This window comes from Tumebacillus amylolyticus, from assembly GCF_016722965.1.
Lineage (GTDB): Bacteria > Bacillota > Bacilli > Tumebacillales > Tumebacillaceae > Tumebacillus > Tumebacillus amylolyticus.
In genome coordinates this window covers 54,475-76,805 of sequence record NZ_JAEQNB010000009.1, presented here as the reverse complement: position 1 = coordinate 76,805, position 22,331 = coordinate 54,475, and the positions used below count along the sequence as shown (strand labels likewise).

The following is a 22,331-nucleotide window of genomic DNA, read 5'->3' as shown; positions in this document are numbered from 1 at the left end:
GAACGTCTAAACTTATAGAGAGAAATATCAGGAGCTAGAGGAGAGAAAGAGATGAAACGTTTCTTGGTCATCATGGCGTTCTTGGCCGTAATCGGTGTGGCGACGTATATGTACTATACCCCCGTGCAAACCAGTGTTTCAGCCGGCTCATAAAAAAAGCGGCGTGCCCCCGAGTGGGCACGCCGCTTTTTTTGCTATTTCCCTGCCAAGAAGATGAACCGTGCGACTGCGAGGATCGCGATGACCCACATCAGCCAGTGGACGTGGACTTTTTTGTCCTTGGAAACGAGGTTGCGGACGCCGTTCAAGATGACGAAGGCGACGGAACCGACTGCGATGCCGTTTGCGATGGAGTACGTGAACGGCATGATCGCGATGGTCAGGAACGCCGGCATCGCGATGCCGAAATCGTCCCACTCGATGTGACGAACCGAACCCATCATCAGAACCCCGACGATGATCAGCGCCGGAGCGGTCGCCGCATCCGGGATAATCGCCGCGAACGGAGCCAGTACCACAATCGCCAGCAAGAACAGAATCCCCGTGGTCACAGCGGTCAGGCCGGTACGACCGCCCGATTCGATCCCCGCCGCCGACTCGATGTACGCCGTCATCGGAGTTACACCGAGCAACGCACCGATCGAAACGCCCGCGCCGTCAACGAACATCGCACGAGACAGACGCTTTTCTCCATCCGGACGATCCATGAGACCTGCACGTTGCGCCGTCCCGACGAGCGTGCCGAAGGAGTCGAACAGTTCGACGAAGACCATGACGATGACAACTTCCCAGAACAACCCGCTGCCAAGCATCGAGAAGTCCAGTTTGCCGACCGCCAGATCGGAGAAGTTCGGCAAGAACGAAGTCTTGGACCAGTTCTCCACCGGCGTAACACCCATCGGAATCCCGATCAGCGTCGTGAGGATGATCGCAATCAACAGACCGCCGCGCACGCGCAGAGTCGTCAACACACCCGCAATCAGCAGGCCGATGATCGTCAGCGCCGCCGTTTTGTTTTCCACGAAGTTTGCAATGCCGATGTTCCATTCAAAGAACAGCAAGTTCACCGCACCCGTACCCTTGGCAATCGCGCCTGCAGACGGGCCGCCGGTGAACGTAACACCGGAGATTTCACCAAGTTTCAAACCGATAAACGTAATGAAAAGTCCAATCCCTACCGTAATCGCATACTTCAGAGAATCAGGCAACGCTTTGACGAGCATCTGACGGAAGCCGGAAATCGTCAGCAAGATGAAGATAATCCCCGAAACGAATACAGCCCCCAGCGCGATTTGCCAAGTCATCGAGCCACCGTTGGCAGCAGCGACGACCGCAAAGTACGCGTTCAAGCCCATCCCCGGCGCCAAACCAACCGGGAAGTTGACGAACAGACCCATCATCAGTGTGACGAGACCTGCGCCGAGTGCGGTGGCGAAGAACACCGCATTTTGACTCATGCCTGTCCCCGCGAGAATCGTCGGGTTCAAGAACAGAATGTATGCCATCGTAACGAACGTGGTAATCCCGGCGATAATCTCCGTGCGCGGGTTGGTACCGTGTTCACGCAATTTAAAATAACGATCCAACATGTGGATGTCTCCCCCTCAGGTGACTGTCTCTAGGTAGTTGTTCTACTCTATTCCCACTCAATCGTCGCCGGCGGCTTCGAAGTGATGTCGAGCACGACGCGGTTGACGTTGCCGACTTCGTTGACCAATCGGGTCGAGAGTCGTTCGAGCACATCGTACGGAATTCGAGCCCAATCGGCCGTCATCCCGTCGCGCGACGTCACGGCGCGGATGCCGATCGTGTACGCGTAGGTCCGCTCGTCCCCCATGACGCCGACCGATTTGATATCCGGCAGCACGGCGAAGTATTGCCAAATCTCACGGTCCAGACCCGAACGCTTGATTTCGTCACGCACAACCCAGTCTGCATCGCGCAGAATTTCGAGCTTCTCCTCCGTCACATCCCCAATGATGCGGATCGCAAGACCCGGACCCGGGAACGGTTGACGCCAAACGATTTCGTCCTTGATGCCAAGCTCCGAACCGGCTGCGCGCACTTCGTCTTTGAACAGTTCGTTCAGCGGCTCCACCAGTTTAAACTGCATGTCTTCCGGCAAACCGCCGACGTTGTGGTGGGACTTGATCGTCGCCGCCGTCGCCGTGCCCGATTCGATGATGTCGGTGTAGAGCGTGCCTTGTGCGAGGAAGTCGAAGTGTCCGAGGTCTTTGGACTCCTCTTCGAACACGCGGATGAACTCTTCGCCGATGATCTTGCGCTTGGTTTCCGGATCGGTGACGCCTTCGAGACGGCTCAGGAAGCGATCGCGTGCGTCGATTTTCACGACGTTCATTTTAAATTCGCCTGCGAACATCTCCATGACTTGCTCCGCTTCATCCTTGCGAAGCAGGCCGTGGTCGACGAACATGCACGTCAGGTTGTTGCCGATGGCACGGTGAACCAGAACCGCCGCAACGGACGAGTCCACGCCGCCGGAGAGCGCGCAGAGGACTTTTTTATCGCCGACTTGCTCGCGAATTTTTTCAATCGCCATTTCCACGAACGATGCGGACGTCCACTCGCCGGAACATTCGCAAATGTCGTAGAGGAAACGACGCAGTTGGTCGTTGCCGAATTCGGAATGGTTGACTTCGAGATGGTATTGCACCGCGTAGAGCTTGCGAGCGGCGTCACTCATCGAAGCGACCGGGCAGGTTTCGGTCGTCGCATCGACGCGGAAACCGTTCGGGACGGAGACGACTTTGTCCGAGTGGCTCATCCACACTTGCTGGGACGTCGGTTGTTCGGTGAACAGGTTGCTGTCGGACGTCACGTTGATCATCGACTTGCCGTATTCACGAACGGCGGCACGCTCGACTTTCGCGTCAAAGTGATGCGCCATCAACTGCATGCCGTAGCAGATGCCGAGGATCGGCACGCCCAGTTCAAAAACGGCCGGGTCAACCTTCGGCGCCCCTTCGCCGTAGACGCTGTTCGGGCCGCCGGAGAAGACGATGCCCTTGAGGTTGTACTTTTTCAACTCTTCCGCCGTTGTCGAGAACGGCAACAGCTCCGAGTAGACGTTCAGTTCGCGAATGCGTCGCGTAATCAATTGGTTGTATTGTCCGCCAAAGTCTAGTACTACAACGATCTCACGGTTCTCCATGGAAAGTCATCTCCTTCTACTAAAAAAGCACCTGTTCTTCCTCGATCACCCTTAGTATGGAGTACCTCCAAAAGGGTATACGAGGAGAACAGGTGCACGTGTCCAATCTGCATGCACGATGTCGAACCTCGTAGTCGGCACTTTACGGGAGCCGGTAGAAACTACTGGGCCATATCCCCAGCAATATACGAGACTTATTACGTGTTCGACATCATTCTACTTCAAAAGACGAACATTCGTCAATCTTTTTTGTACCATCGTTCGTTATCTGATTATTTTCGGCGTTTGTTGCGTCCTGCTTTGCGGACCAAACGTGTCCACAGGTCACGGAGTTGGTGACGATCTTTGTCCCCGACATTTCCTTGCCCGTAGCGGACGCGCTCAAACAATTTCGCCAACGGCACCATTTCACGACCGCCGATCTCGCGGCTGCCCGACAGATGCAGGGCGTATTCGCGAAGGGTCATGTCGCTCCGGCGACGCCAGCCGAGTTTTTCCAAGACGAAGAACAGGCGGGCGACGGCGTTGATGACCACGTCTCCCTCGCCTTTGTAGGCACGGCGCAAGTAGTAGGCGGTCAGCAGACGGCGGCGGTTGAACAACGCAACGACCAGAGCGGCCAAGAGCGCATATCCGGAGTACATCCCAACCGCTTGCCAGTTGATGTCAAGGGTCGTGGAGGTCTTGGTGGTCTGATCTTGGGTTTCATTTTTGTCGCGCTTCACTTCCGGGGTGGTCGGAGTTGGGATAGCCGCGAGCGTTTCTTGGTCTTGCTTGAAGTTGCGCTGCATGTTGAACGTCGCCGTCGGTTCGAACGCGACCCAGCCGATTTTTTCAAAGTAGATCTCCGGCCAGGAGTGGGCGTTTTTGTTTTTCACGACGTATTTGTACTCGCCTTCGACGTCGCTTTTCCAGGACAAGTCGGGGTCGCCCATCGTGAAGCCCTTGACCCAGCGTGCCGGCATGCCAAGCGATCTGGCCATGACGACCATCGAAGACGAGAAGTGGTCGCAGTACCCGCGCTTGGAATCGAACAGGAACTGGTCGACGAAATCTTGGTTGTCCTTGGGCACCGGGACGGTTTTCGTGTCGTAGATGTAGTTCGAACGCAGGTAGGATTCCAGGGCCTGCGCACGTTCATACGGCGTCTTCGCGTCCTTGGTGATGTCTTTCGCCAAGTCCTTTACCCGCTGGGGCAGGGTGTTCGGCAACGAGACGTACGGTTCCATCCCGCGTGTGATCGTCGGGACGTTCGCGCCTTTTAGCTGCTTCTCGTCGAAGTACGGAACTTGGGAGATGACCGAGTAGGTGTCGCCTTTTTTCAGCGTCGTGAGGTCGAAGCGGGAATCGACGCCGCTGTAGCGGGTTTGATCCGACTGGTTTTGAATGTCGGAGATTCCCGTCATGCGGTATTGGTTGAACACGACCGGCACCATGTCTTGCTCGAACGTGAACGTCTGCTTGACTTCTTTGGTTTCAAGCGTCGTGTCCTGCGCGACGGTCCCGTCCTGAATCCCCATGCCGTTGATCACGGTGAGGTTCAATTCGTCCATGTTGCCCGCTTCGTAATTTTGGTACGGCTTCAAATTCTGCTTCACACCGACCGGGATGCCCATCGAGGCGGACAACCAGCCTTTGCCGGTGTAGACCGTCTTCGCTTCCCCACGAAAGTAGCCTTCCGACGCGGTCGTCACTTCAAACACCACCGAATCGTCCATCTCAAACGGGCCGCCCAGTTGACGGTCGTCGGAGCCGTAGCCGATCTTTTGATGAACCGTGCCGTCGCCCGACTTCCCTTGTAGATAGGCAACCGGGTCCGGCCAAGACGGTTTTTCCTGTTTCGGTGTTGCAGAAGCGGTGCCGACGACGATCAGCGAGAGCACCAGCGTCCAGACCAGCCATTCGACCGGCCAGCCCTTGATCGTAAGCGGCATCCGCGCAATGCGCTCGATCAGCGGCAGTTGCATGAACGCGAGAATCACCAGCCCGATCAGCAAGAACAGCACGATGTGCCACTTTGCATCGTCTACAAAAAACGTATCGAGCACGCCCAAACCGACCGATCCGAGCATCAGAAACACAAACATCCAGATTCGATAGCGCAGGCATTGGCGAAACACGGCTTGCAACAAAATCAACGCCACGAAAAATCCGGTCGTTCGCGCCGCTTCCGACAGCATCGGGAGCGCGACGGAGACGGCCCCGCTGATCGCATAGTACAAATCGAACAGCCACGCTTCGACCCAACCCGGATCGTAGAACGCGACATACGGGTAATACATCGTCTTCACGAACACGACGAGCGCGATCAACTTCCCGATGAAGCGCAACATTCCGTGACTGAACAGCAAATCAAACACAAACAGAAGTCCCAAAAACAAGCCGAACGGGGCGACACTCGGCATCTGGGTCGCTTCACCAAACGGAATCAAGAGCTGAAGCATCCAGAACCAGATCAGTGCAAACAACACCAGTTCGCGAGCGGCGCTGCCCGTGACCCATCTAGCGGTTCGCAGCATAGCCCATCGGCCCCCTTAACACGTCTTCCAATTCATTCTCGTCGCGAATCAGGTGGGTGACCACGCCGAACGTGTTCATTTTCCCGATGCGCGCATGATCGGCTTCGTCCAGTTGGCGACCGCCGACGAAGTAGAACACTTCCGCTTTGATCTTGCGGTGTTCGAGGAAGCCGATCAGTTGCACGAGTTTGTCGTCAATCACAGGAGTGAGCAACACGGCGGTGCTCCCTCGGCTCAAGTAGTTCACTTCGCGCAACAGGGTGTCTTGAAAATCGTCCGCCCCGTCCGGCTGAACGATGGCGAGATGCTCGATGATCCGCATGTACTGCTCCAAGTTGCGACTCTGCGGAATCGTCATCCGTTCACGGCCGTAGGAAACGAGGCCGACGGAGTATTTTTTCCCGATCGCGTACTTGGCGAGCGACGCGCACGTCGTGACCGCCGTTTCAAAAAGTTGGTTGGACGCGCCCCTGTACGCCTGTTCCGAACGGTTGAGGAAAAACATCAGGTCGTTGGTGACGTGCAGTTCAAATTCCTTGGTCTTCAACTCCCCCGTTCTTGCAGAAGCCCGCCAATGGATGCGCGAGAGACGGTCGCCCGGCGCGTAGTCGCGTACGCCGATGACGTTGCTGGAATCCTCCGACATGCGATTTTGCGCATACGAGGAACCGGCGTTGAATTTGTTGACGGTGTGCCAATGCTTGATCGGGACGACCTTCGGGTAGACGGTGACATCGTCGAAGCGGCGATGGACCACTTCCTTTTTGAAAAGTCCGAACAAATCCCCCGTCGTCATGTACGTGTCGCCCAATTGGTACTTCCCGCGCGGCATGTTCGGGAGGGAGTAGGTCAAGCGCAGTTTCTTATTGAAGCCGGGGAAATGCAGTTCGCGGTTGGTGCCGCTTTGCAAAAGCAGACGCGTCGGCAACGAATCCTCGATCACAAGCCACGGCAGCGGCCAACGGCCCACGAGTGTGACCATGATGTCCACCTCGAGCGTTTGACCGGCCGAGAGCTTATGCGACGAAAGTTTTCGCGTCGAATTCGATTGGCGCAAGGCGAACCTTGAGGTTCCGAATTCGTAGAACGACAGCAGCAATACGGTATAGAACAGGAACCACGAAGCGAATCCGCCTTGGAACTTCCCGTAGGCGAAGGTCACAACCAGCAAAGTCAGCCAGAGTACGTAACGTCCGGTCGTCTTCCACACGCTTATCTCACCTTCTCACGGGTCACCGGCACCGGGATGCCCTTCAAGATATCGGACAGCACTTGCTCGACAGACTGACCGCCGAGGCGGGCTTCCGATTTCAAAATGATGCGGTGTCCCAGCGTCACCGGCACCAGTTGTTTGATATCGTCCGGCACGACGTAGTTGCGGCCGAGCACGAATGCCAGCGCTTGTGAAGCTTTGAACAAAGCAAGCGAACCGCGCGGAGAAGCGCCGAGGTAGACTGCTTGGTGCTTGCGGGTTTCGGTTGTGATGTTGACGATGTAGGAGCGCAGAGATTCGTCCACGTGAACTTCGCGGGCTTTGCGCTGCATCTCTTGCAGAGTTTCCAGATCGGTCACCTGCTGAATCGAGTCGATCGGGTGCGCCATCTGCTGACGAGAGAGCATGTCGATCTCATCCTGTTGCGACGGGTAGCCGAGATTCAATTTGAGCAGGAAGCGGTCGAGTTGAGCTTCCGGCAACGGGAACGTGCCTTCGTACTCAATCGGGTTCTGGGTGGCCATGACGAGGAACGGAGACGGCAGTTTGTACGTGACGCCGTCGACGGTGACGTTGGATTCCTCCATCGCTTCGAGCAGCGCAGATTGCGTTTTCGGCGACGTGCGGTTGATTTCGTCGGCGAGCACGACATTTGCCAAGATCGGGCCCGGGCGGAACTCGAAGTCGGACGTTTTTTGGTTGTAGATCGAGATCCCCGTCACGTCGGACGGCAGCAGGTCCGGGGTGAACTGGATGCGCTTGAACGAGCAACCAAGCGATTTCGCAAGCGAGCGGACGAGCATCGTCTTGCCCACGCCGGGTACGTCTTCGAGCAAAACGTGTCCGTCGCAGAGCAGCGCGACCAGACAAAGTTGTACGGCGCGGGACTTGCCTACGATGACTTGTTCCACATTGCTCACGACAGTGTTCAGCACTTCGTGCGGGTTATCAAATTCACGGTTGACCAGTTCTTTTTCGCTATATTGCATCATTCGAACATCCTCCAATTTCGGATTTCGTAAAAACTTCCAATATCATCCTGTTTTACTTCTGCAACCGTGGAGGCAATTCCTTTCCAACCAGCGTATCAGATTTCAAAGCGCTGTGTCGTTGCACAAGTATTGGATACTAGTATGGCCTCAAAAGTTACACGAAAATTCGCGAAAGATTAGCCATAGCTAAAAAGATTATTCGACACGTCGGAAAGTTTTGTATTTTCCTTCCGCAGCTCCCATGTTATACTAATTCGACGTTATAACTTTTATTAATAAGGGGATAAAAAGGCATGAGACCCAAACATAAATGGCTGGCGACGACGCTGGCTTTGACGATGACGATCACTCCGCTGGCGGCATCTGCTTCGACCACGACCTATCGCGACTTGACACAGGCGGGTTCCTGGGCGCAAGACGCGATCCAACAAGCTCTGACGCTCGGCGTGATGAGCGGGGACGGCGACGGAAACTTTCGTCCGCTGGCGACGATTACCCGCCAAGAAGCGGCGGCCGTTTTGGTCCGCACGCTGAACTTGCCGACTCCGGCAACCAATACCTCCTCGTTCCAAGATGTAGCCTTGGGCGACTGGAGCCATACATTTATTGAAGCAGCCGTACATGCCGGGCTGATGTCGGGCGATGGAGACGGAACCTTCCGTCCTAACGACGAAATCACACGCGAAGAGATGGCCGTCCTGCTCGTGAAAGCATCTGGTGGAAAAGTCTCTGCCGGAGACAACTTGACGGTCGCCGACCGCGACAGCATCTCGCCGTGGGCGAAAGGCTTCGTGCAAACCGCGTTGGAAACTTCGCTTCTGCACGGCGACGGCACGAACTTCAACCCGCAAGACCACGCCTCGCGCCAAGAAGTCGCCGTGATGTCGGTCACCCTCGCCAACTCGTTGCAAAAAAAGGACCTCTCCGCCAAAGTGGACAGCCTCGCAGACGGCACGGTCGTCCTCGGGGGCAAGACGTACAAAGTCGCCGAGTCTCTGCAAGGACTGTTCGCCGTGTCCAACCAGAACGTGCTCCAAGGCGCGAACTTGCAAGCCCAAGTTGCGGGCGATACCCTGACGAACGTAACTTCGCTGGAACTGGTCGCCGCCGGCCAACCTGCCCCGTCCGGCAAGTCGGAATTCAGCGGAAACCTCGTGCTCGACGGACACGACAGCACGATCTCCGGCGCCCTCCTCCTGAGCGCCGACTACATCAGCGTGCAAAACCTCCATGTCACGGGCGACCTGAGCCTCAACCCCGCCTTGCAAAATGACTTCTACGCGCACAACCTGCACGTGGCGGGAAAAACGAAAGTCGCCGGTGGCGATGCGAACACCGTCGTTTTTGCCGATTCCGAATTGAAGCAAGTGCAGATCGCCAAGGACGGCGTCCACGTCGAATCCAATGGAACCACGACGCTCTCCGAACTCGTCGTCTCCGCCAATGCCACAATCTCGTCTGACAGCACCGTCTCACTCCCAAAAGTGACCGTCGAATCCGGCGTTACGAAACTCCAACTCGACGCTCCCGTGCAAGCGCTGGAAGTCGGCGACAAAGCAACCAAACTCATCCTTGGCACGAACACCAAAATCGACACGCTGATCTTGCCGACGGGAACTCAAATCACCGACGTGATCCCGAACTACAACGCACAGAAAAATCCAATCCAAAGCGTCCTTGAGAAAAAAGCGGACGGCTCCACCGCGCCGCAGACTCCTCCCACGCCAATCATCATCGGAGGCGGCGGTGGCGGCGGGTATATCCCGACTCCCACGCCCACGCCCACGCCGACCCCGGTTCCGACTTCAGACCTTGTGGTCGAAAGCGTCCGCGCCCTCAACACGACCACGGTAGAGATCACATTCAACAAAAAGCCGGCGAAAGACTGGAGCGAGGGTCTCGAATTCACCGGCGGGTTGAAATGGAACTTCGAATTCACCGGAGAAGGCGCTTTGCCGGAGCCGAACAAGATCTTGATTCAGACAGACCCGCAGCAGAACGCTTCCTATGAAGTGCTGCTCAACGGAGCGCATACGGGCAAGACCTTCCAAGGGGCAGCTCCCCAATTGATCGGGCACATCACGCTCTCCGACGGTTCGCCTGTTGGTGCAGGAAAAAAAGTCATCCTCTATCACCTGGTGGCCCAAGACTACCCTCGTGAAATCTCATTCACCGATGCCAACGGCGACTATGCGGTCAGCGGATTGGTCGACGGGGGCATGTATGTGCTCTATCTCGACATCGATACGGAATCCACAGAAATACCTCCGCATGAAGTCGACTTCTTCTACCATACGGGTGATCCTTTGCCGAAACTCAGCTACGCAGCCCCTCAAGTAGTCGGACGATTGACGATGCCGGACGGTTCGCCGGTCCGAGGTCATTCCATTTCGCTCTTCTCTTCCGATCAAGCGTTTCAAACGCAGACCGATTCGAACGGCTACTACCGATTTGCGTATCTGACACAGTCCCAAACGTACACGATCGAAGTCGATGCCTATGATGACCCGTCGACCCGTCCCTACGTCGCGCCGCCTGCTACAGACTTCACCTATACCGGGACTCCGGTCTCGATTCCGACGTTGAGCATGCAAGTGCCGAACTTGACCGGTTCGATTCTCGATGTGAACGGAACTCCGCTGGAAAGCGCGGTCGTTTTTCTCCGAACCCAATCGGGAGACATTCGCGCGAGGTATTTAGCGCTCTCCGGAGGCACGTACAAGCTCTTTGTACCGGACGGTGCCTACACGTTGGATGTAGGGACCCCAAACGGGCTCTACGGCGACCCGCAATCCGTTGAGATTCAAGTGCAAGACGGAGTCGTAACTCCTGCCGCCTCCTTGGACATTCATGTCCCCAACTTGGAATTGCAAGGTACGATCCACGAGAGCGCGGGCTTCTTCACGTCCGCCTATCAGATCCAACTCCTCGACCAGAACGGTCTTGTCGTCTACAACGGCTGGACACGTCTCGACGCAAGCTACCAAATCGGCGGTTTGCCGAGCGGCACCTATACGTTGCAGATCACAAACAACGTAACGGGCTCGACCTCGACGAGCACGGTGACTCTCGACCCAGACGGTGTCGTCCAGCACGATGTAACGCTCGGCCCCATCAACTAAAAAAAGAGAAGGAGCCCTCGCAGGCTCTTTCTCTTTTTACATTCTTCATCTTGCGCGATCTCTCAAGGTGTACTACAATCGAAAACTAAGCATATATACTTTTCGACATTCACCCAACTTCATAAAAAGAGGATCGTGAAACCAACCATGTCTGAGCGATTAACCCTGATTCGGCTGCTCGGTGTCTCCCTGCTCTGGGGCTGCAACTACGCGATCAGCGCGTACTTGCTGCGCGACTTCTCGCCGATTTTTCTGTCGTTTGTTCGGATCTGCATGACGTCCCTGTTCTTGATCACCGTCGCGTTGGTCAACGGCGGACTTCGCAAGCCTTCCAAGAAAGAATGGGGGTTGTTGGCAGGAGCCGGGATTTTCGGGACGTTGCTCAACCAGACATTTTACTTCACCGGGCTTCATCACTCCACAGCGGGCAATGCCGCGCTGATTCTCGCCCTCGCGCCGATTTGCACGACGATCTTGGCTCGGATTTTTTTGAAGGAACGCTTTAACGTCTTCAAGGTCACCGGCGCAATCGTCGGTTTGGCGGGCGTCATCATCATCGTGTTGTTTGGCGGCAACAGCGAGCTCGGCCTCTCCATCGGCGACCTCTACTTGATGGGCGCCATGCTGACGCTCTCCACGTCGCTTCTGTTTATCCGTCGTCTAACGGAAACTCTCTCCTCCTACGCCGTGACGATTTTCTCCACGGTGTTCGGCTCGGCGCTGATGATCATCCCGTTCTCGGGAGAAGTCGCCACCGGCGGCACCATGATCTCGCACAGCATCTGGCTGTGGGTTTTGCTCGCCACAGCGGGGATTCTCAACCAAGGGCTCGCCGGGTTCTGGTGGAACCAAGGGGTCTCCGTGATCGGAGCTTCGCGTGCGGCGATGTTCATGAACGTCCAACCGTTTATCGCGTTGATCGCGGGGCACTTCCTGCTCGGCGACCCGATTTACGCCTCGCAGATTCTCGGGGGCGTGCTGATCTTAGGCGGCGTCGCCGTCGCCAACAAAAAACCGACTTCCAAACCCGGCGCCGGCACACCTGCCCCCGCCACCGCTTGAGAAAGTGGCAGGAAGCATAAACAGTGGAGACCCGCGGGTCTTCACTTTTTTTTATTTGTAAAAGAGGGAATTGTCCCCTCTATCCAGTAATACTGTTCATGTGTAAATATTTGTACAAAAGGAGGTCTTTTCTCTTGTTTGCAAGACTCACGAACTTTTTCGTCCGTTATGTCCAACGCTTCATGCCGGACCCGTACTTGTTCGCCATCATCCTGACGTTCTTGGTTGTGTTGCTGAACTTCTGGTTGGTGCCGCAAGCTTCGATGTCGGGGCTGGTCAATGCGTGGTACGAAGGCGTCTGGGGCAAGCAGAACATCTTCACGTTTGCGTTGCAGATGACGCTCATCCTCGTCTGCGGCACCACCCTCGCCCAAGCGCCTTTGATCAAAAAGGGCCTCGTCCGACTCGCGGCCCTGCCGAAAAACCAAGCGCAAGCGGCGATCCTCTGCTTTCTCACCGGGGCGGTCGGCTCGCTGGTCAACTGGGGCTTAGGGCTGGTCATCGGCACGATCCTCGCCAAAGAAATCGCGAAACGCTTGGAAAAAATGGACTTCGGCTACGTCGTTGCGGCGGCGTACATGGGCTTCATCGTCTGGACCTCGGGCTTCTCGTCGTCGATCATGCTCGCCAACGCCGACCCGTCCTCGACGTTGAACATCATCTACAAAATGACCAAACAAACGGTCGATATCAAAGACACGCTGTTCACGTCGTACAACTTGGTTCCGGTCTTGCTCACTCTGGTCGCGTTCCCGTTCATTTTGAAATTCATGGCACCGCGCAACATCAAGCCGATCAACCGTGACGTACTTTTGAAAGCGGATGCAGAAGTTGCGGCGTCGGCAGAAGCGATTCAACAAGCTCCGAAGACGTTTGCCACGCGGATTGAGGGCTTGTGGATTCTCAACCTGTTGCTGGCGGCGGCAGGGTTTTATGAATTCTTCGGCCCGTTGAAAGGGCAAGTTTCGATCAACACGATGATTATGCTGTTCACCGTGCTCGGTCTGCTGTTCCACTGGACTCCGATCAACTATGCTCGAGCGTTTGTGGATGCGGCGAAATCGTCGGGGTCGTTGCTCTTGCAATACCCGCTCTACGGCGGCATCATGGCGCTGATGGCGTACATCCCGGCGAAAGGCATCGACCCGTTGCAAACGATTCTCGCCCGCGACCTCGTTTCGGCGGCGACGGTGCACACTTTGCCGTTCTTGAACTTCATCGGGTCGTGCCTGATCACGATGTTCGTCCCGTCCGGCGGCGGACACTGGGCGGTGCAAGGTCCGATCTCCATCGAAGCGGCGATGGCGCTCAAACAAACGTCTCCCGAATACCTCGGCAAAATCTCGATGTCGGTCGCATTTGGCGAAGGAGTCTTCAACATGGTCCAGCCGTTCTGGGCACTCCCCGTCATCGCGCTTGCCGGCCTCACCATCCGCGACATCATGGGCTACTGTCTCATGGCGCTGATCTTCGGCTTCGTCTTCTTCGGCGGCTGCCTCCTGATCTTCTAGGACAAAAAAAAAAGACCTTCGACTGCATGGAGTCGAAGGTCTTTTCTATTCTATTGCAGATACCCCATCGGGTTGATGTAGTTCATGCGGCCGCCGGAGACGCCGTTGGCGATGGCGAAGTGGAGATGCGGGCCCGTGGATTCGCCGTCGTTGCCCGTGGCCCCAATGACTTGGCCTTGCTGGACTCGCTGTCCCGCGCTGACGTAGACGCCGCTGCTGAACATGTGCCCGTAGACCGACATCACGCCGTTGTCGTGCAAGATGACGATCCAATGCCCGAACCCGGACGCCGTCCCCGCCTGCCAGACCGTGCCGTCTGCAACTGCGGTGATCGGAGTCCCCACCGGCGCTCCGATGTCGATGCCCTTGTGGAACTCGCCGCCGCTGCGCATGCCGTAGCCCGAGTTGATCGTATGGGAACTCGGCACCGGCCAAGCAAATGTCCCTCCGCCCGTCGGCGGGATGATCGTCCCCGCTTGCACGCTGCTCGCATAGCTTTGGTACGCCGCCACACCTGCGGCTTCGAGATCGGCGATCTCTTCGTCCTTGACGGCGATCTGGCTCTGCACGTCTTGGTACTGGTCTTGGAGTTTGGTTTCCATCTCGTTCAATTCGGCCTGCTTGCTCTTGCGCAGTTCTTGTTGCGCGCTGAGGTCGGCTTGTTGTTGCTGAAGCTCAGCTTGGGTGGCTTTGTAATCCTCGATGATCGTGTTGTCTTGCTGGACGATCATCGTCAGGAGTTGCATGCGGTCGAGGAAATCGCTGAAGTTCGTCGAGTCGAGCAACACGCTCCAAAACGAAACGTCGCCGCCCTCGTACATCGTTTTCACACGGCCTTTGAGCTTCTGCTTCTGCTCTTCCAACTTCGCTTGGGTGGTGACGATTTGCTTTTGCAGGTCGTCACTTTTTTGCATCGCGGATTGGATGTCGGCCGTCAATTTGTCTATCTCAGCCTGATTGGCTTGAAGTTGTTGGGTGAGTTGGCTCTGCTGATCACGCAATTGGTCCGCCTGTTGCTTGGCGGAATCCAGAGAATCGTCTGCCCACGCACCGTTCGGGATCATCCCCGTCAACAGCAACGCGGCGAGCAGACCGGTCAGGAATTTTCGCTGTGTTTTCTGTTTCACTACAGTTCTCCTCTCCGGTTGTCGAAGTCTGTCGTAAGAATTTCGTCGACATAACATCGAATCCTGCCGGTGGAGACGAGTTGAAACAGTTCTGTCACAATACTGGGTGATCTTGTCGGAATTTAGAGGAAATTGTTGGAGATCTCCAAACAGATTCCTTCCGCGTGTTCGTTCAAGAAGAAGTGCCCGCCCTCATAATGCAAAACGGTGCAAGGGCCGGTCGTGTACGACTTCCACTCGTCCATATGCTCGACGGAGGTCAAAGGATCGCTCAAGCCGTTGAAAATGTAGATCGGGCACGCAAGCGCACGAGGTTTTTCCCGATATTCGTAGGTGTCGACCAGTTTGAAATCGGCGCGAATCATCGGCTCGAAAAATTCGAACAGCTCGTCGTTGTCGAGAATTTCCTCGGCGGTGCCGCCCATCTCGGTGATCGTCCGCTTGAAGTCTGTGCGCGACATATTGTAGCGCGTCACGTCCACCGGACGATGAGGCGGTTTTTTCCCCGAAAGGAACAGGGCTTGGGGGCTTCCGTGGCCGCGCTCGATCAGTCTGTGGGCGAGTTCGTAGCCGAGCAGACACCCCAGGCTGTGACCGAAGATCGCAAACGGCGTGCCGTCGAGATGAGGACAGACCTGCAAGTACAAGTCGGCCAGCATCTCGTCCAAATTCTCCGCCAAGGGGTCCATCAACCGACGACCGCGGCCCGGCGGGTCGATGGGGATCATTTGAATTGAGGACGGCAGGTGTTCTTTCCACCCTTGGTAGGCGATCTGGGCGGAACCTCCCGCAAACGGGAGCATGAATAGTTTCAAAGTGGTCATGACAGGAGACCCTCCAAGTTATATTAGATAAATTATTAACTGTATTTATATCAAGCTTCGTAATTTTGAGTATATGATGGTTGGGTAATGGTGTCAATCGTCGTACTCACAACAAAAAAACCAACTCGCCTCTACAACAGGCAGGTCGGTTTTTTTTACAAATACCTCATCTGGAGAACGGTCGGATCGCCGGAACGAGTCAGGATATACACACGCCCCCCGTCCTGCCGCACTTTCCACCCCTTCGAATTCACCTGCAACCCGTTCGGGGCGAAAAATTTCACTTGCTGCAAGCCTTTGCTTTTCCAGTCGAGCGTGACGAGTTGTCCGCTCTGCTTGACTTCGACCGGCATGTTGGCACGCACGAGATGCGGCGGATCGAGAGGGTGCTTGGGAAGCCCGATGGTGAACGTCGCTTTTTGCCAAACGCCGAAGTAGATCGAATTGCTTCTCCTCATATAGATATCGGCGTCTGTCGTCACGCCCTCGTTGGCGTACCGCTCCCCGAGTTGAACTTGCACGCCCAAGACCTTCAAGTAGTCGCCCAGCCACTTCGAATCTTCCGGCGGCGTAACTTCCAGCGTGTAGATTCGTGCATCGCTGCTCGTATCCGGCACGAGCTCGACGTGCGAGCCTAGCACCGTGTGGAACGTGCGAGACATCTGCTCTTCGGTCATGAAATTGTAGTCGTTGTCGGTGCAGAATTTGTCCACGAATTTCGCGGTCTTCTCCATTTCCGTTCCACCGGGTTCCGGCGAGAACACGCGAATCGGCAAGTCGTGCCGGGCGCTTGCAAGATCGGGCTTGGACACCGGCGTCATCTGTTCTTGGTAGGGAATCGACTGTTTCCCTTCCTTTTTATGATAGGCCAAGGCAGGGCGTCCGTACGTGCCGAGGACTTTTTTTACAACAAAGCCTGTGGATTCGAGGGCGGCGTAAGCGGCGAACTCGTTGCGCAGCAGGTACTTGCCGGATGCCGCAAAAAAAACGGAGCCCTCGCCGACGCGATTCACGGTGAACAGCGAGAGACCGTTGGATTTCGCCAGCGTCTCGGCCGTGGTGGGGATCATGCCCGCGCCGAGGGGTTTTTTTGGGGGGTCGTGGAAGTCTTTCACGACTCCTTGCAACCCGCGCAGGTTCAGGCGTACTTCGGGGAACTCCATCGCGGTTGGTGCGCCGGGGACGGGACGGAACTCCCGCGCCCCGAGGAATTCAGCGGGGAAAGCTTCGCGCACGGCGTCTTCCACGTAGAGGAAGCCTCCGTTTTTTACATACGCCATCAGTTTCTCCACGATCTCGGCGCGGTTGGCATCTTGGAGAAGCGAGGGATCGGGGTAGACCACGCGGTAGAGGGACAGGTTCACATGGTTCCATTCGGAGAGCGGGGTGCTCGTGACGGTCATGTTGGCGATCAGCGACTGCTTGAGGTCTTGAAATGCATCCAGATACCCGGTCGTGCCGGGTTCGTAAAGCACCATCGCTTGCAGTTCATCCCGCGTCTCGCCGTGAGCGGATGAATACAAAAACACACTGCCGACGAGCGCAACGAGGAGCGACAGGAGCCCTATTTTTTTCAAACCGTGCCCAACCTCCCGTATACCAGGATCTTCCTCCTAGGATTTCCCGCACGGAAAAGGGGTATACGGAGAGCGTTTGACGAGGAATTGCTTGCACTTGAACCCAAACGCCACTTAGAATTAAAGAAACGGCTATTTATAAGGGTGACGATACTTTTGAACGTACATTTTTCTTCTCGCAATCAAGAGCTTTTGAAAAAAGGACTCCGCCTCATGCTGGTCAGTGGCTTTTTTGGAGTTTGGGTCGGGGTTTTGAACGCTTTTCTAAATGAGGACGCGATTTTTTGGAACGCGTTGACCGGGGCGCTCACGGGGATGGTGACGAGCATCTCGATCTCCACCGCCGAAACGTACCTGTTCGCCCGCTATCTCCGGCGTGCCCGTTTCTTCGTCGGCGTCTTGGTCCGCACGATCTACTACGCCACGATGGTCACGTTCTGGCTGACGATGTCGTACGGGTTTGAAAAGCTGCTGTCCAAAGGCAGGTTCGACATCGAGATCAACCGCTCGTTCTACGTCGCGGCGCTGCTCATCCTGCTCCTGACCTTCCTGCTCAACGTCTACGTGATGCTCAGCCGCTTGGTCGGACGACAGGTGCTGGGGTATTTCTTGACCGGCAAGTACCATCGCCCCGTCGAGGAAGAGCGCATCTTCATGTTCCTCGACATCCGCGGCTCCACAGAAATCGCCGAAAAACTCGGCGACCTCCGCTATCAGGACTTCCTCAACGACTTCTTCTACGACATCACCAACTCCATCCTCCGAACCAAAGGCGAAATCTACAAGTACGTCGGCGACGCCGTCATCGTCTCGTGGCCGATCAAACTCGGCGTCAAGAACGGCAACTGTCTGCGCTGTTACCAATCGATTCAAGACACCCTCACGCATGTCCGGAACCGCTACCGTCACAAGTACGGATTCGCTCCCGAATTTCGCGTCGGGCTCCACGGCGGCCCCGTCGTCGCGGCGGAGATCGGAGACAACAAACGCGAGATCGCATTCCTCGGCGACACGGTCAACACCGCCGCCCGTCTGCAAGAAGAATGCAAACAGCAAGAGGTCGAATGCCTCATCTCCGGCGACCTCCTCCACCTGATTCGCGCCCAAGGCGACACCCACTTTTTCAAAAGCGAACGCATCGGTGCCGTCCGCCTGCGCGGCAAGGAACAAGGCACCGAACTCATCCGCATCTGGTTTTCATGAAAAAAAGAAGGCCCCCGACGGGAGCCTTCTTTTTTTCATTGCCTATTGTGCATGATTGCCCAATGGGCAACGAATGTGGTAGGGTATTCATTAGCAAGCTACCCTTAGCCTTACAGAAAGGACGGTGTTCGCAGAAGCGACTCACGATGGACAAACAAAGTTTGCGCATTGTCAAAAGGGAAGCCACGGCTCACGCGCTGGCCGATGCGGCGTTCGGACTTGCTCAGGAACGCGGTTTGGACGGTTTCGTCGTCGAGGACGTGGTGCAAATCGCCGGGTATTCCAGACGAACGTTTGCCAACCACTACTCTTGCAAAGAGGAAGCGGTGGCGGCTGCGGTGTTCCCCTACCACGGCCTCGACGAAGTGGCCGAGGTACTTGAAGGGTTGCCCCAAACTTCCACGCCGCTTGACATCATGTACCACTTCATGAAAATGCAGCACTCCGCAGTGATTTTTCGCAAGATGCGCCAACTGACCTCGCTCGCCAAGCAGTACCCAACACTGGAGCCGTTTCTCCTCAGTGTTCACCGCCGGATGCAGACGTCCTCGCAACAGATGTTGAGCGACTTGTTCCAAGACCGGTACCCGTTGGAGTACACCCATTTGCTCGCGGGCGCGGTGTACGCCATCGTCTTGCCCTTGCTTGACGGGAGCTTGAACGTCTTGCTACCGGATCAACCCCCGGAGGAACGGCCCGGAGCGACGCCGTTCGATCAGTTTGTGGACACGACGTTCCAGTACTTGCGCAACGGTTTCTAGAAAAAAGAACTAGAGAAGGTGGAGAAAACTTGAGTAGCACTACGCACGCAGACACCGGTTCGATCAAAAAAGGACCGATTCTGTTCATTATGATCTTGGGCGCATTCGTCGCCATCTTGAACCAAACGATCATGAGCGTCGCCACACCGGAACTCATGAACGACTTTAGCATCAACGCGGCCACCGCCCAGTGGTTGACGACCGGGTACATGCTGGTGAACGGCGTCTTGATTCCGATCACGGCGTATCTCATGCAACGCTTCACCACACGGGAGCTGTTCCAAACTTCCATGGTGATTTTCTTGGTCGGGACGATCGTTTCCGCCCTTGCGACCGGGTTCCCCTCTCTGTTGACGGGACGCTTGATCCAAGCGGCGGGCGCCGGCATCATCATGCCGTTGCTGACAAACGTCATCCTCACGCTGTTCCCGCCCGAAAAACGGGGCGCCGCCATGGGGCTGGTCGGTCTCGCGATCATCTTCGCCCCGGCGATTGGGCCGACGCTGACCGGGTACATTCTCGAACACTACAAATGGGAAGCGATCTTCTACGGAATGGTCCCGTTTGCCATTCTGGTCATCATCTTGGGCTTCATTTACTTGAAGAATGTGTCTGAGCGGGTCAAGACCAAGCTCGATGTCCTGAGCGTCACGCTCTCCACCATCGGGTTCGGCGCGTTGCTCTACGGCTTCTCCCGCGCGGGGAACTTGGGCTGGTCGAGTACGGAAGTCATCACCACGAGTACGGCGGGTGTTGTCGCGCTTGCCCTGTTTACGTGGCGGATGCTGGTTTCGAAAACTCCGCTGCTTGATCTGCGCGCTTTCAAGTTCAACATGTTCACACTGACCACCCTGATCAACATCATGATCACCATGGTGATGTACGCCGACATGATGCTGCTTCCGATCTACCTCCAGAACATTCGCGGGTACACCGCGCTGGAGTCCGGTCTGCTCCTGCTCCCGGGTGCGCTCGTCATGGGCTTCCTGATGCCGGTGACCGGCAAGCTGTTCGACCGCTTCGGCGCGAAGTGGTTGGCCATCATCGGGATGGTCATTGTCATCGGCACCACGATCGGCTTTATCGACTTGACCGACTCGACGAGCTTCACCTATCTGGTGCTGATGTCCACGGGTCGCCGTATCGGGATGGCGTTGCTGATGATGCCGATTCAGACCGCCGGCCTGAACCAACTGCCGCAATCGTTGAACGCACACGGAACGGCCATCTCCAACACGATCCGTCAAGTGGCGGGCGCCGTCGGCACGTCGTTGCTCGTCACCGTCATGTCGGACCGCACCAAAACCCATCTGCAAGACTTGATCGCCTCCGGTGCCGCGCAAAGCACGCCGCAACCGCAACTGATCAAGGAAGCCGCCATCTCCGGCATCAACGACGCGTATGTGGTCATCGTCGGGATCGGCGTCGTCGGATTGCTGCTCTCCTTCTTGATCAAGAAAACGAAACAAGCCTCCGTAGAAAAAGTCGCAGTTCAAAAAGCATAAAAAAAAACCCTCCGCGATGGAGGGTTTTTTTTCGTAACAGAACGGCTTACATCATGCCGCCCATGCCACCCATTCCGCCCATGCCCATGTCCGGCATGCCAGCGCCCTTCTTCTCCGGCTTGTCAGCGATGACAGCTTCGGTGGTGAGGAAGAGTGCTGCAACGGATGCAGCGTTTTGCAACGCGGTGCGGGTTACTTTCGCCGGGTCTACGATGCCGGTTTCGTGCATGTTCACCCATTGGCCGTTGGCAGCGTTGAAGCCGATGCCGATCTCCTCTTTTTTGAGGCGTTCGACGATGACTGCGCCTTCGAGACCTGCGTTGGTCGCGATTTGACGGATCGGAGCTTCCAGAGCTGCACGGACGATGGAGAGACCGGTTGCTTCGTCGCCTTCGAGCTCGACTTTGTCGAGAGCGCGGATGACGTTGACGAGTGCGGTACCGCCGCCGGAGACGATGCCTTCTTCAACCGCAGCGCGGGTTGCGTTCAGGGCGTCTTCGATGCGCAGTTTCTTTTCTTTCAGTTCGGTTTCGGTTGCAGCACCGACTTTGATGACGGCTACGCCGCCGGACAGTTTCGCGAGACGCTCTTGGAGCTTCTCTTTGTCGAACTCGGAAGTGGTTTCTTCGAGTTGGGTTTTGATTTGGTTGACGCGTGCGGTGATGTCGTTTTTGTCACCGGAGCCATCGACGATGATGGTGTTTTCCTTGGTGACGCGAACTTGGCGCGCACGGCCGAGTTGCTCGACGGTGGTGGACTTGAGGTCCAGGCCGAGTTCTTCGGTGATCACTTGACCGCCGGTCAGAGCTGCGATGTCTTGGAGCATCGCTTTGCGGCGATCGCCAAAGCCCGGAGCTTTGACTGCGACGCAGGTGAAGGTGCCGCGCAGTTTGTTGACGACGAGGGTTGCTTGCGCTTCGCCTTCGACGTCTTCTGCGATGATCAGGAGCGGACGGCCGGATTGAACCACGCGCTCGAGAACCGGCAGGATCTCTTGGATGTTGCCGATTTTCTTGTCGGTGACGAGGATGTACGGCTCGTCGAGAACCGCTTCCATTTTGTCAGCGTCGGTGACCATGTACGGGGAGATGTAACCACGGTCGAATTGCATCCCTTCGACAACTTCCACTTCGGTCAGGAAGCCGCGGGATTCTTCAACGGTGATGACGCCGTCTTGGCCGACTTTCTCCATCGCTTCGGCGATTTGTTGGCCGATTTCATCGTCGCCTGCGGAGATCGCTGCAACGTTTGCGATGGATTCTTTGCCGGTGATCGGGGTGGAGATCGCTTTGATCTCTTCGACAGCCGCACGGACTGCTTTCTCGATCCCGCGACGCAGGCCGATCGGGTTTGCACCCGCCGTTACGTTCTTGAGGCCTTCACGGATCAGCGCTTGCGCCAGAACGGTTGCGGTGGTGGTGCCGTCACCCGCTACATCGTTGGTTTTGGTGGCAACTTCCTTAACGAGTTGTGCCCCCATGTTCTCGAAAGCGTCTTCGAGTTCGATTTCCTTCGCGATGGTAACACCGTCGTTGGTGATGAGCGGGGAACCGAATTTCTTCTCCAGTACCACGTTGCGGCCGCGCGGGCCGAGGGTTACTTTTACTGCGTCTGCCAGAACGTCCACACCGCGCAGCATCGCACGGCGAGCTTCTTCGTTGAACTTGATTTCTTTGGCCATGTTCGAAAACCTCCTACCTGTTGTCGGTTTACGTATTGGAACTGCTCAGGTGTTCTATGTCG

At 56.3% G+C, this 22,331-nt stretch carries 15 protein-coding genes and 1 riboswitch; of the genes, 6 read left to right on the top strand and 9 right to left on the bottom strand.

Features of this window, described 5'->3' with window-relative positions; translation table 11 throughout:
* Positions 1-194 precede the first annotated feature (194 nt).
* The 5 genes from JJB07_RS21790 to JJB07_RS21770 form a co-directional block, all read right to left on the bottom strand.
* Positions 195-1,586, bottom strand: coding sequence for an NCS2 family permease (locus JJB07_RS21790; RefSeq protein WP_201638260.1), 1,392 nt, complete (start codon positions 1,584-1,586; stop codon positions 195-197).
* Between the two features lie 50 nt (positions 1,587-1,636).
* The gene (gene guaA, locus JJB07_RS21785) at positions 1,637-3,172 is read right to left on the bottom strand and encodes a glutamine-hydrolyzing GMP synthase (RefSeq protein WP_201638226.1); all 1,536 of its coding nucleotides are present in this window, start codon (positions 3,170-3,172) and stop codon (positions 1,637-1,639) included.
* Between the two features lie 111 nt (positions 3,173-3,283).
* A riboswitch (purine riboswitch) is annotated at positions 3,284-3,383 on the bottom strand.
* Positions 3,384-3,444: 61 nt separating this feature from the next.
* The gene (locus JJB07_RS21780; RefSeq protein WP_201638225.1) at positions 3,445-5,691 is read right to left on the bottom strand and encodes a transglutaminase TgpA family protein; all 2,247 of its coding nucleotides are present in this window, start codon (positions 5,689-5,691) and stop codon (positions 3,445-3,447) included.
* Positions 5,675-6,901 (bottom strand): DUF58 domain-containing protein, encoded by a 1,227-nt coding sequence (locus tag JJB07_RS24455; RefSeq protein WP_201638224.1) that lies wholly within the window; start codon positions 6,899-6,901, stop codon positions 5,675-5,677. The genes JJB07_RS21780 and JJB07_RS24455 overlap by 17 nt, the downstream gene beginning before the upstream one ends.
* A gap of 2 nt (positions 6,902-6,903) precedes the next feature.
* A complete protein-coding gene (locus tag JJB07_RS21770; RefSeq protein WP_201638223.1) occupies positions 6,904-7,896 on the bottom strand; it encodes an AAA family ATPase in 993 nt (330 codons plus the stop codon).
* Positions 7,897-8,189: 293 nt separating this feature from the next.
* Between JJB07_RS21770 and JJB07_RS21765 the strand changes: the two genes are divergently transcribed.
* From JJB07_RS21765 to JJB07_RS21755, 3 genes are all read left to right on the top strand, one after another.
* On the top strand, positions 8,190-11,018 hold the full coding sequence (locus JJB07_RS21765; protein ID WP_201638222.1) for an S-layer homology domain-containing protein: 2,829 nt from the start codon (positions 8,190-8,192) through the stop codon (positions 11,016-11,018).
* 147 nt (positions 11,019-11,165) lie between these two features.
* Entirely contained in the window at positions 11,166-12,080 is a 915-nt protein-coding gene (locus tag JJB07_RS21760; protein WP_201638221.1) for a DMT family transporter, read from the top strand.
* Between the two features lie 134 nt (positions 12,081-12,214).
* Complete coding sequence (locus JJB07_RS21755) at positions 12,215-13,591, top strand: TIGR00366 family protein (protein ID WP_201638220.1); 1,377 nt, start codon at positions 12,215-12,217, stop codon at positions 13,589-13,591.
* A gap of 50 nt (positions 13,592-13,641) precedes the next feature.
* Here JJB07_RS21755 and JJB07_RS24450 read toward each other — a convergent pair whose 3' ends face one another.
* The 3 genes from JJB07_RS24450 to JJB07_RS21740 form a co-directional block, all read right to left on the bottom strand.
* Positions 13,642-14,718 carry a peptidoglycan DD-metalloendopeptidase family protein gene (locus tag JJB07_RS24450; protein WP_201638219.1) on the bottom strand — a complete coding sequence of 359 codons (1,077 nt, stop codon included), beginning with the start codon at positions 14,716-14,718 and terminating at the stop codon, positions 13,642-13,644.
* 122 nt (positions 14,719-14,840) lie between these two features.
* Positions 14,841-15,542, bottom strand: coding sequence for a thioesterase II family protein (locus tag JJB07_RS21745; RefSeq protein WP_201638218.1), 702 nt, complete (start codon positions 15,540-15,542; stop codon positions 14,841-14,843).
* A 155-nt stretch (positions 15,543-15,697) separates the two neighbouring features.
* On the bottom strand, positions 15,698-17,119 hold the full coding sequence (locus JJB07_RS21740; RefSeq protein WP_201638217.1) for a type 1 glutamine amidotransferase family protein: 1,422 nt from the start codon (positions 17,117-17,119) through the stop codon (positions 15,698-15,700).
* A gap of 156 nt (positions 17,120-17,275) precedes the next feature.
* Here JJB07_RS21740 and JJB07_RS21735 point away from each other — a divergent pair, with 156 nt between their 5' ends.
* The 3 genes from JJB07_RS21735 (at position 17,276) to JJB07_RS21725 (ending at position 20,588) form a co-directional block, all read left to right on the top strand.
* On the top strand, positions 17,276-18,322 hold the full coding sequence (locus JJB07_RS21735) for an adenylate/guanylate cyclase domain-containing protein (RefSeq protein ID WP_236588301.1): 1,047 nt from the start codon (positions 17,276-17,278) through the stop codon (positions 18,320-18,322).
* A gap of 146 nt (positions 18,323-18,468) precedes the next feature.
* Positions 18,469-19,083 carry a TetR/AcrR family transcriptional regulator gene (locus tag JJB07_RS21730; protein WP_201638215.1) on the top strand — a complete coding sequence of 205 codons (615 nt, stop codon included), beginning with the start codon at positions 18,469-18,471 and terminating at the stop codon, positions 19,081-19,083.
* Positions 19,084-19,172: 89 nt separating this feature from the next.
* The gene (locus tag JJB07_RS21725) at positions 19,173-20,588 is read left to right on the top strand and encodes a DHA2 family efflux MFS transporter permease subunit (protein ID WP_201638259.1); all 1,416 of its coding nucleotides are present in this window, start codon (positions 19,173-19,175) and stop codon (positions 20,586-20,588) included.
* Positions 20,589-20,634: 46 nt separating this feature from the next.
* Here JJB07_RS21725 and groL read toward each other — a convergent pair whose 3' ends face one another.
* Complete coding sequence (gene groL, locus JJB07_RS21720; RefSeq protein WP_201638214.1) at positions 20,635-22,269, bottom strand: chaperonin GroEL; 1,635 nt, start codon at positions 22,267-22,269, stop codon at positions 20,635-20,637.
* Positions 22,270-22,331: the final 62 nt, after the last annotated feature.

Bases quoted from the DNA above. Each gene is read 5' to 3' on its own strand.
- guaA (WP_201638226.1), bottom strand. From the start codon at position 3,172: ATGGAGAACCGTGAGATCGTTGTAGTACTAGACTTTGGCGGACAATAC.
- JJB07_RS21780 (WP_201638225.1), bottom strand. From the start codon at position 5,691: ATGCTGCGAACCGCTAGATGGGTCACGGGCAGCGCCGCTCGCGAACTG.
- JJB07_RS21770 (WP_201638223.1), bottom strand. From the start codon at position 7,896: ATGATGCAATATAGCGAAAAAGAACTGGTCAACCGTGAATTTGATAAC.
- JJB07_RS21765 (WP_201638222.1), top strand. From the start codon at position 8,190: ATGAGACCCAAACATAAATGGCTGGCGACGACGCTGGCTTTGACGATG.
- JJB07_RS21760 (WP_201638221.1), top strand. From the start codon at position 11,166: ATGTCTGAGCGATTAACCCTGATTCGGCTGCTCGGTGTCTCCCTGCTC.
- JJB07_RS21745 (WP_201638218.1), bottom strand. From the start codon at position 15,542: ATGACCACTTTGAAACTATTCATGCTCCCGTTTGCGGGAGGTTCCGCC.
- JJB07_RS21730 (WP_201638215.1), top strand. From the start codon at position 18,469: ATGGACAAACAAAGTTTGCGCATTGTCAAAAGGGAAGCCACGGCTCAC.
- JJB07_RS21725 (WP_201638259.1), top strand. From the start codon at position 19,173: ATGATCTTGGGCGCATTCGTCGCCATCTTGAACCAAACGATCATGAGC.
- groL (WP_201638214.1), bottom strand. From the start codon at position 22,269: ATGGCCAAAGAAATCAAGTTCAACGAAGAAGCTCGCCGTGCGATGCTG.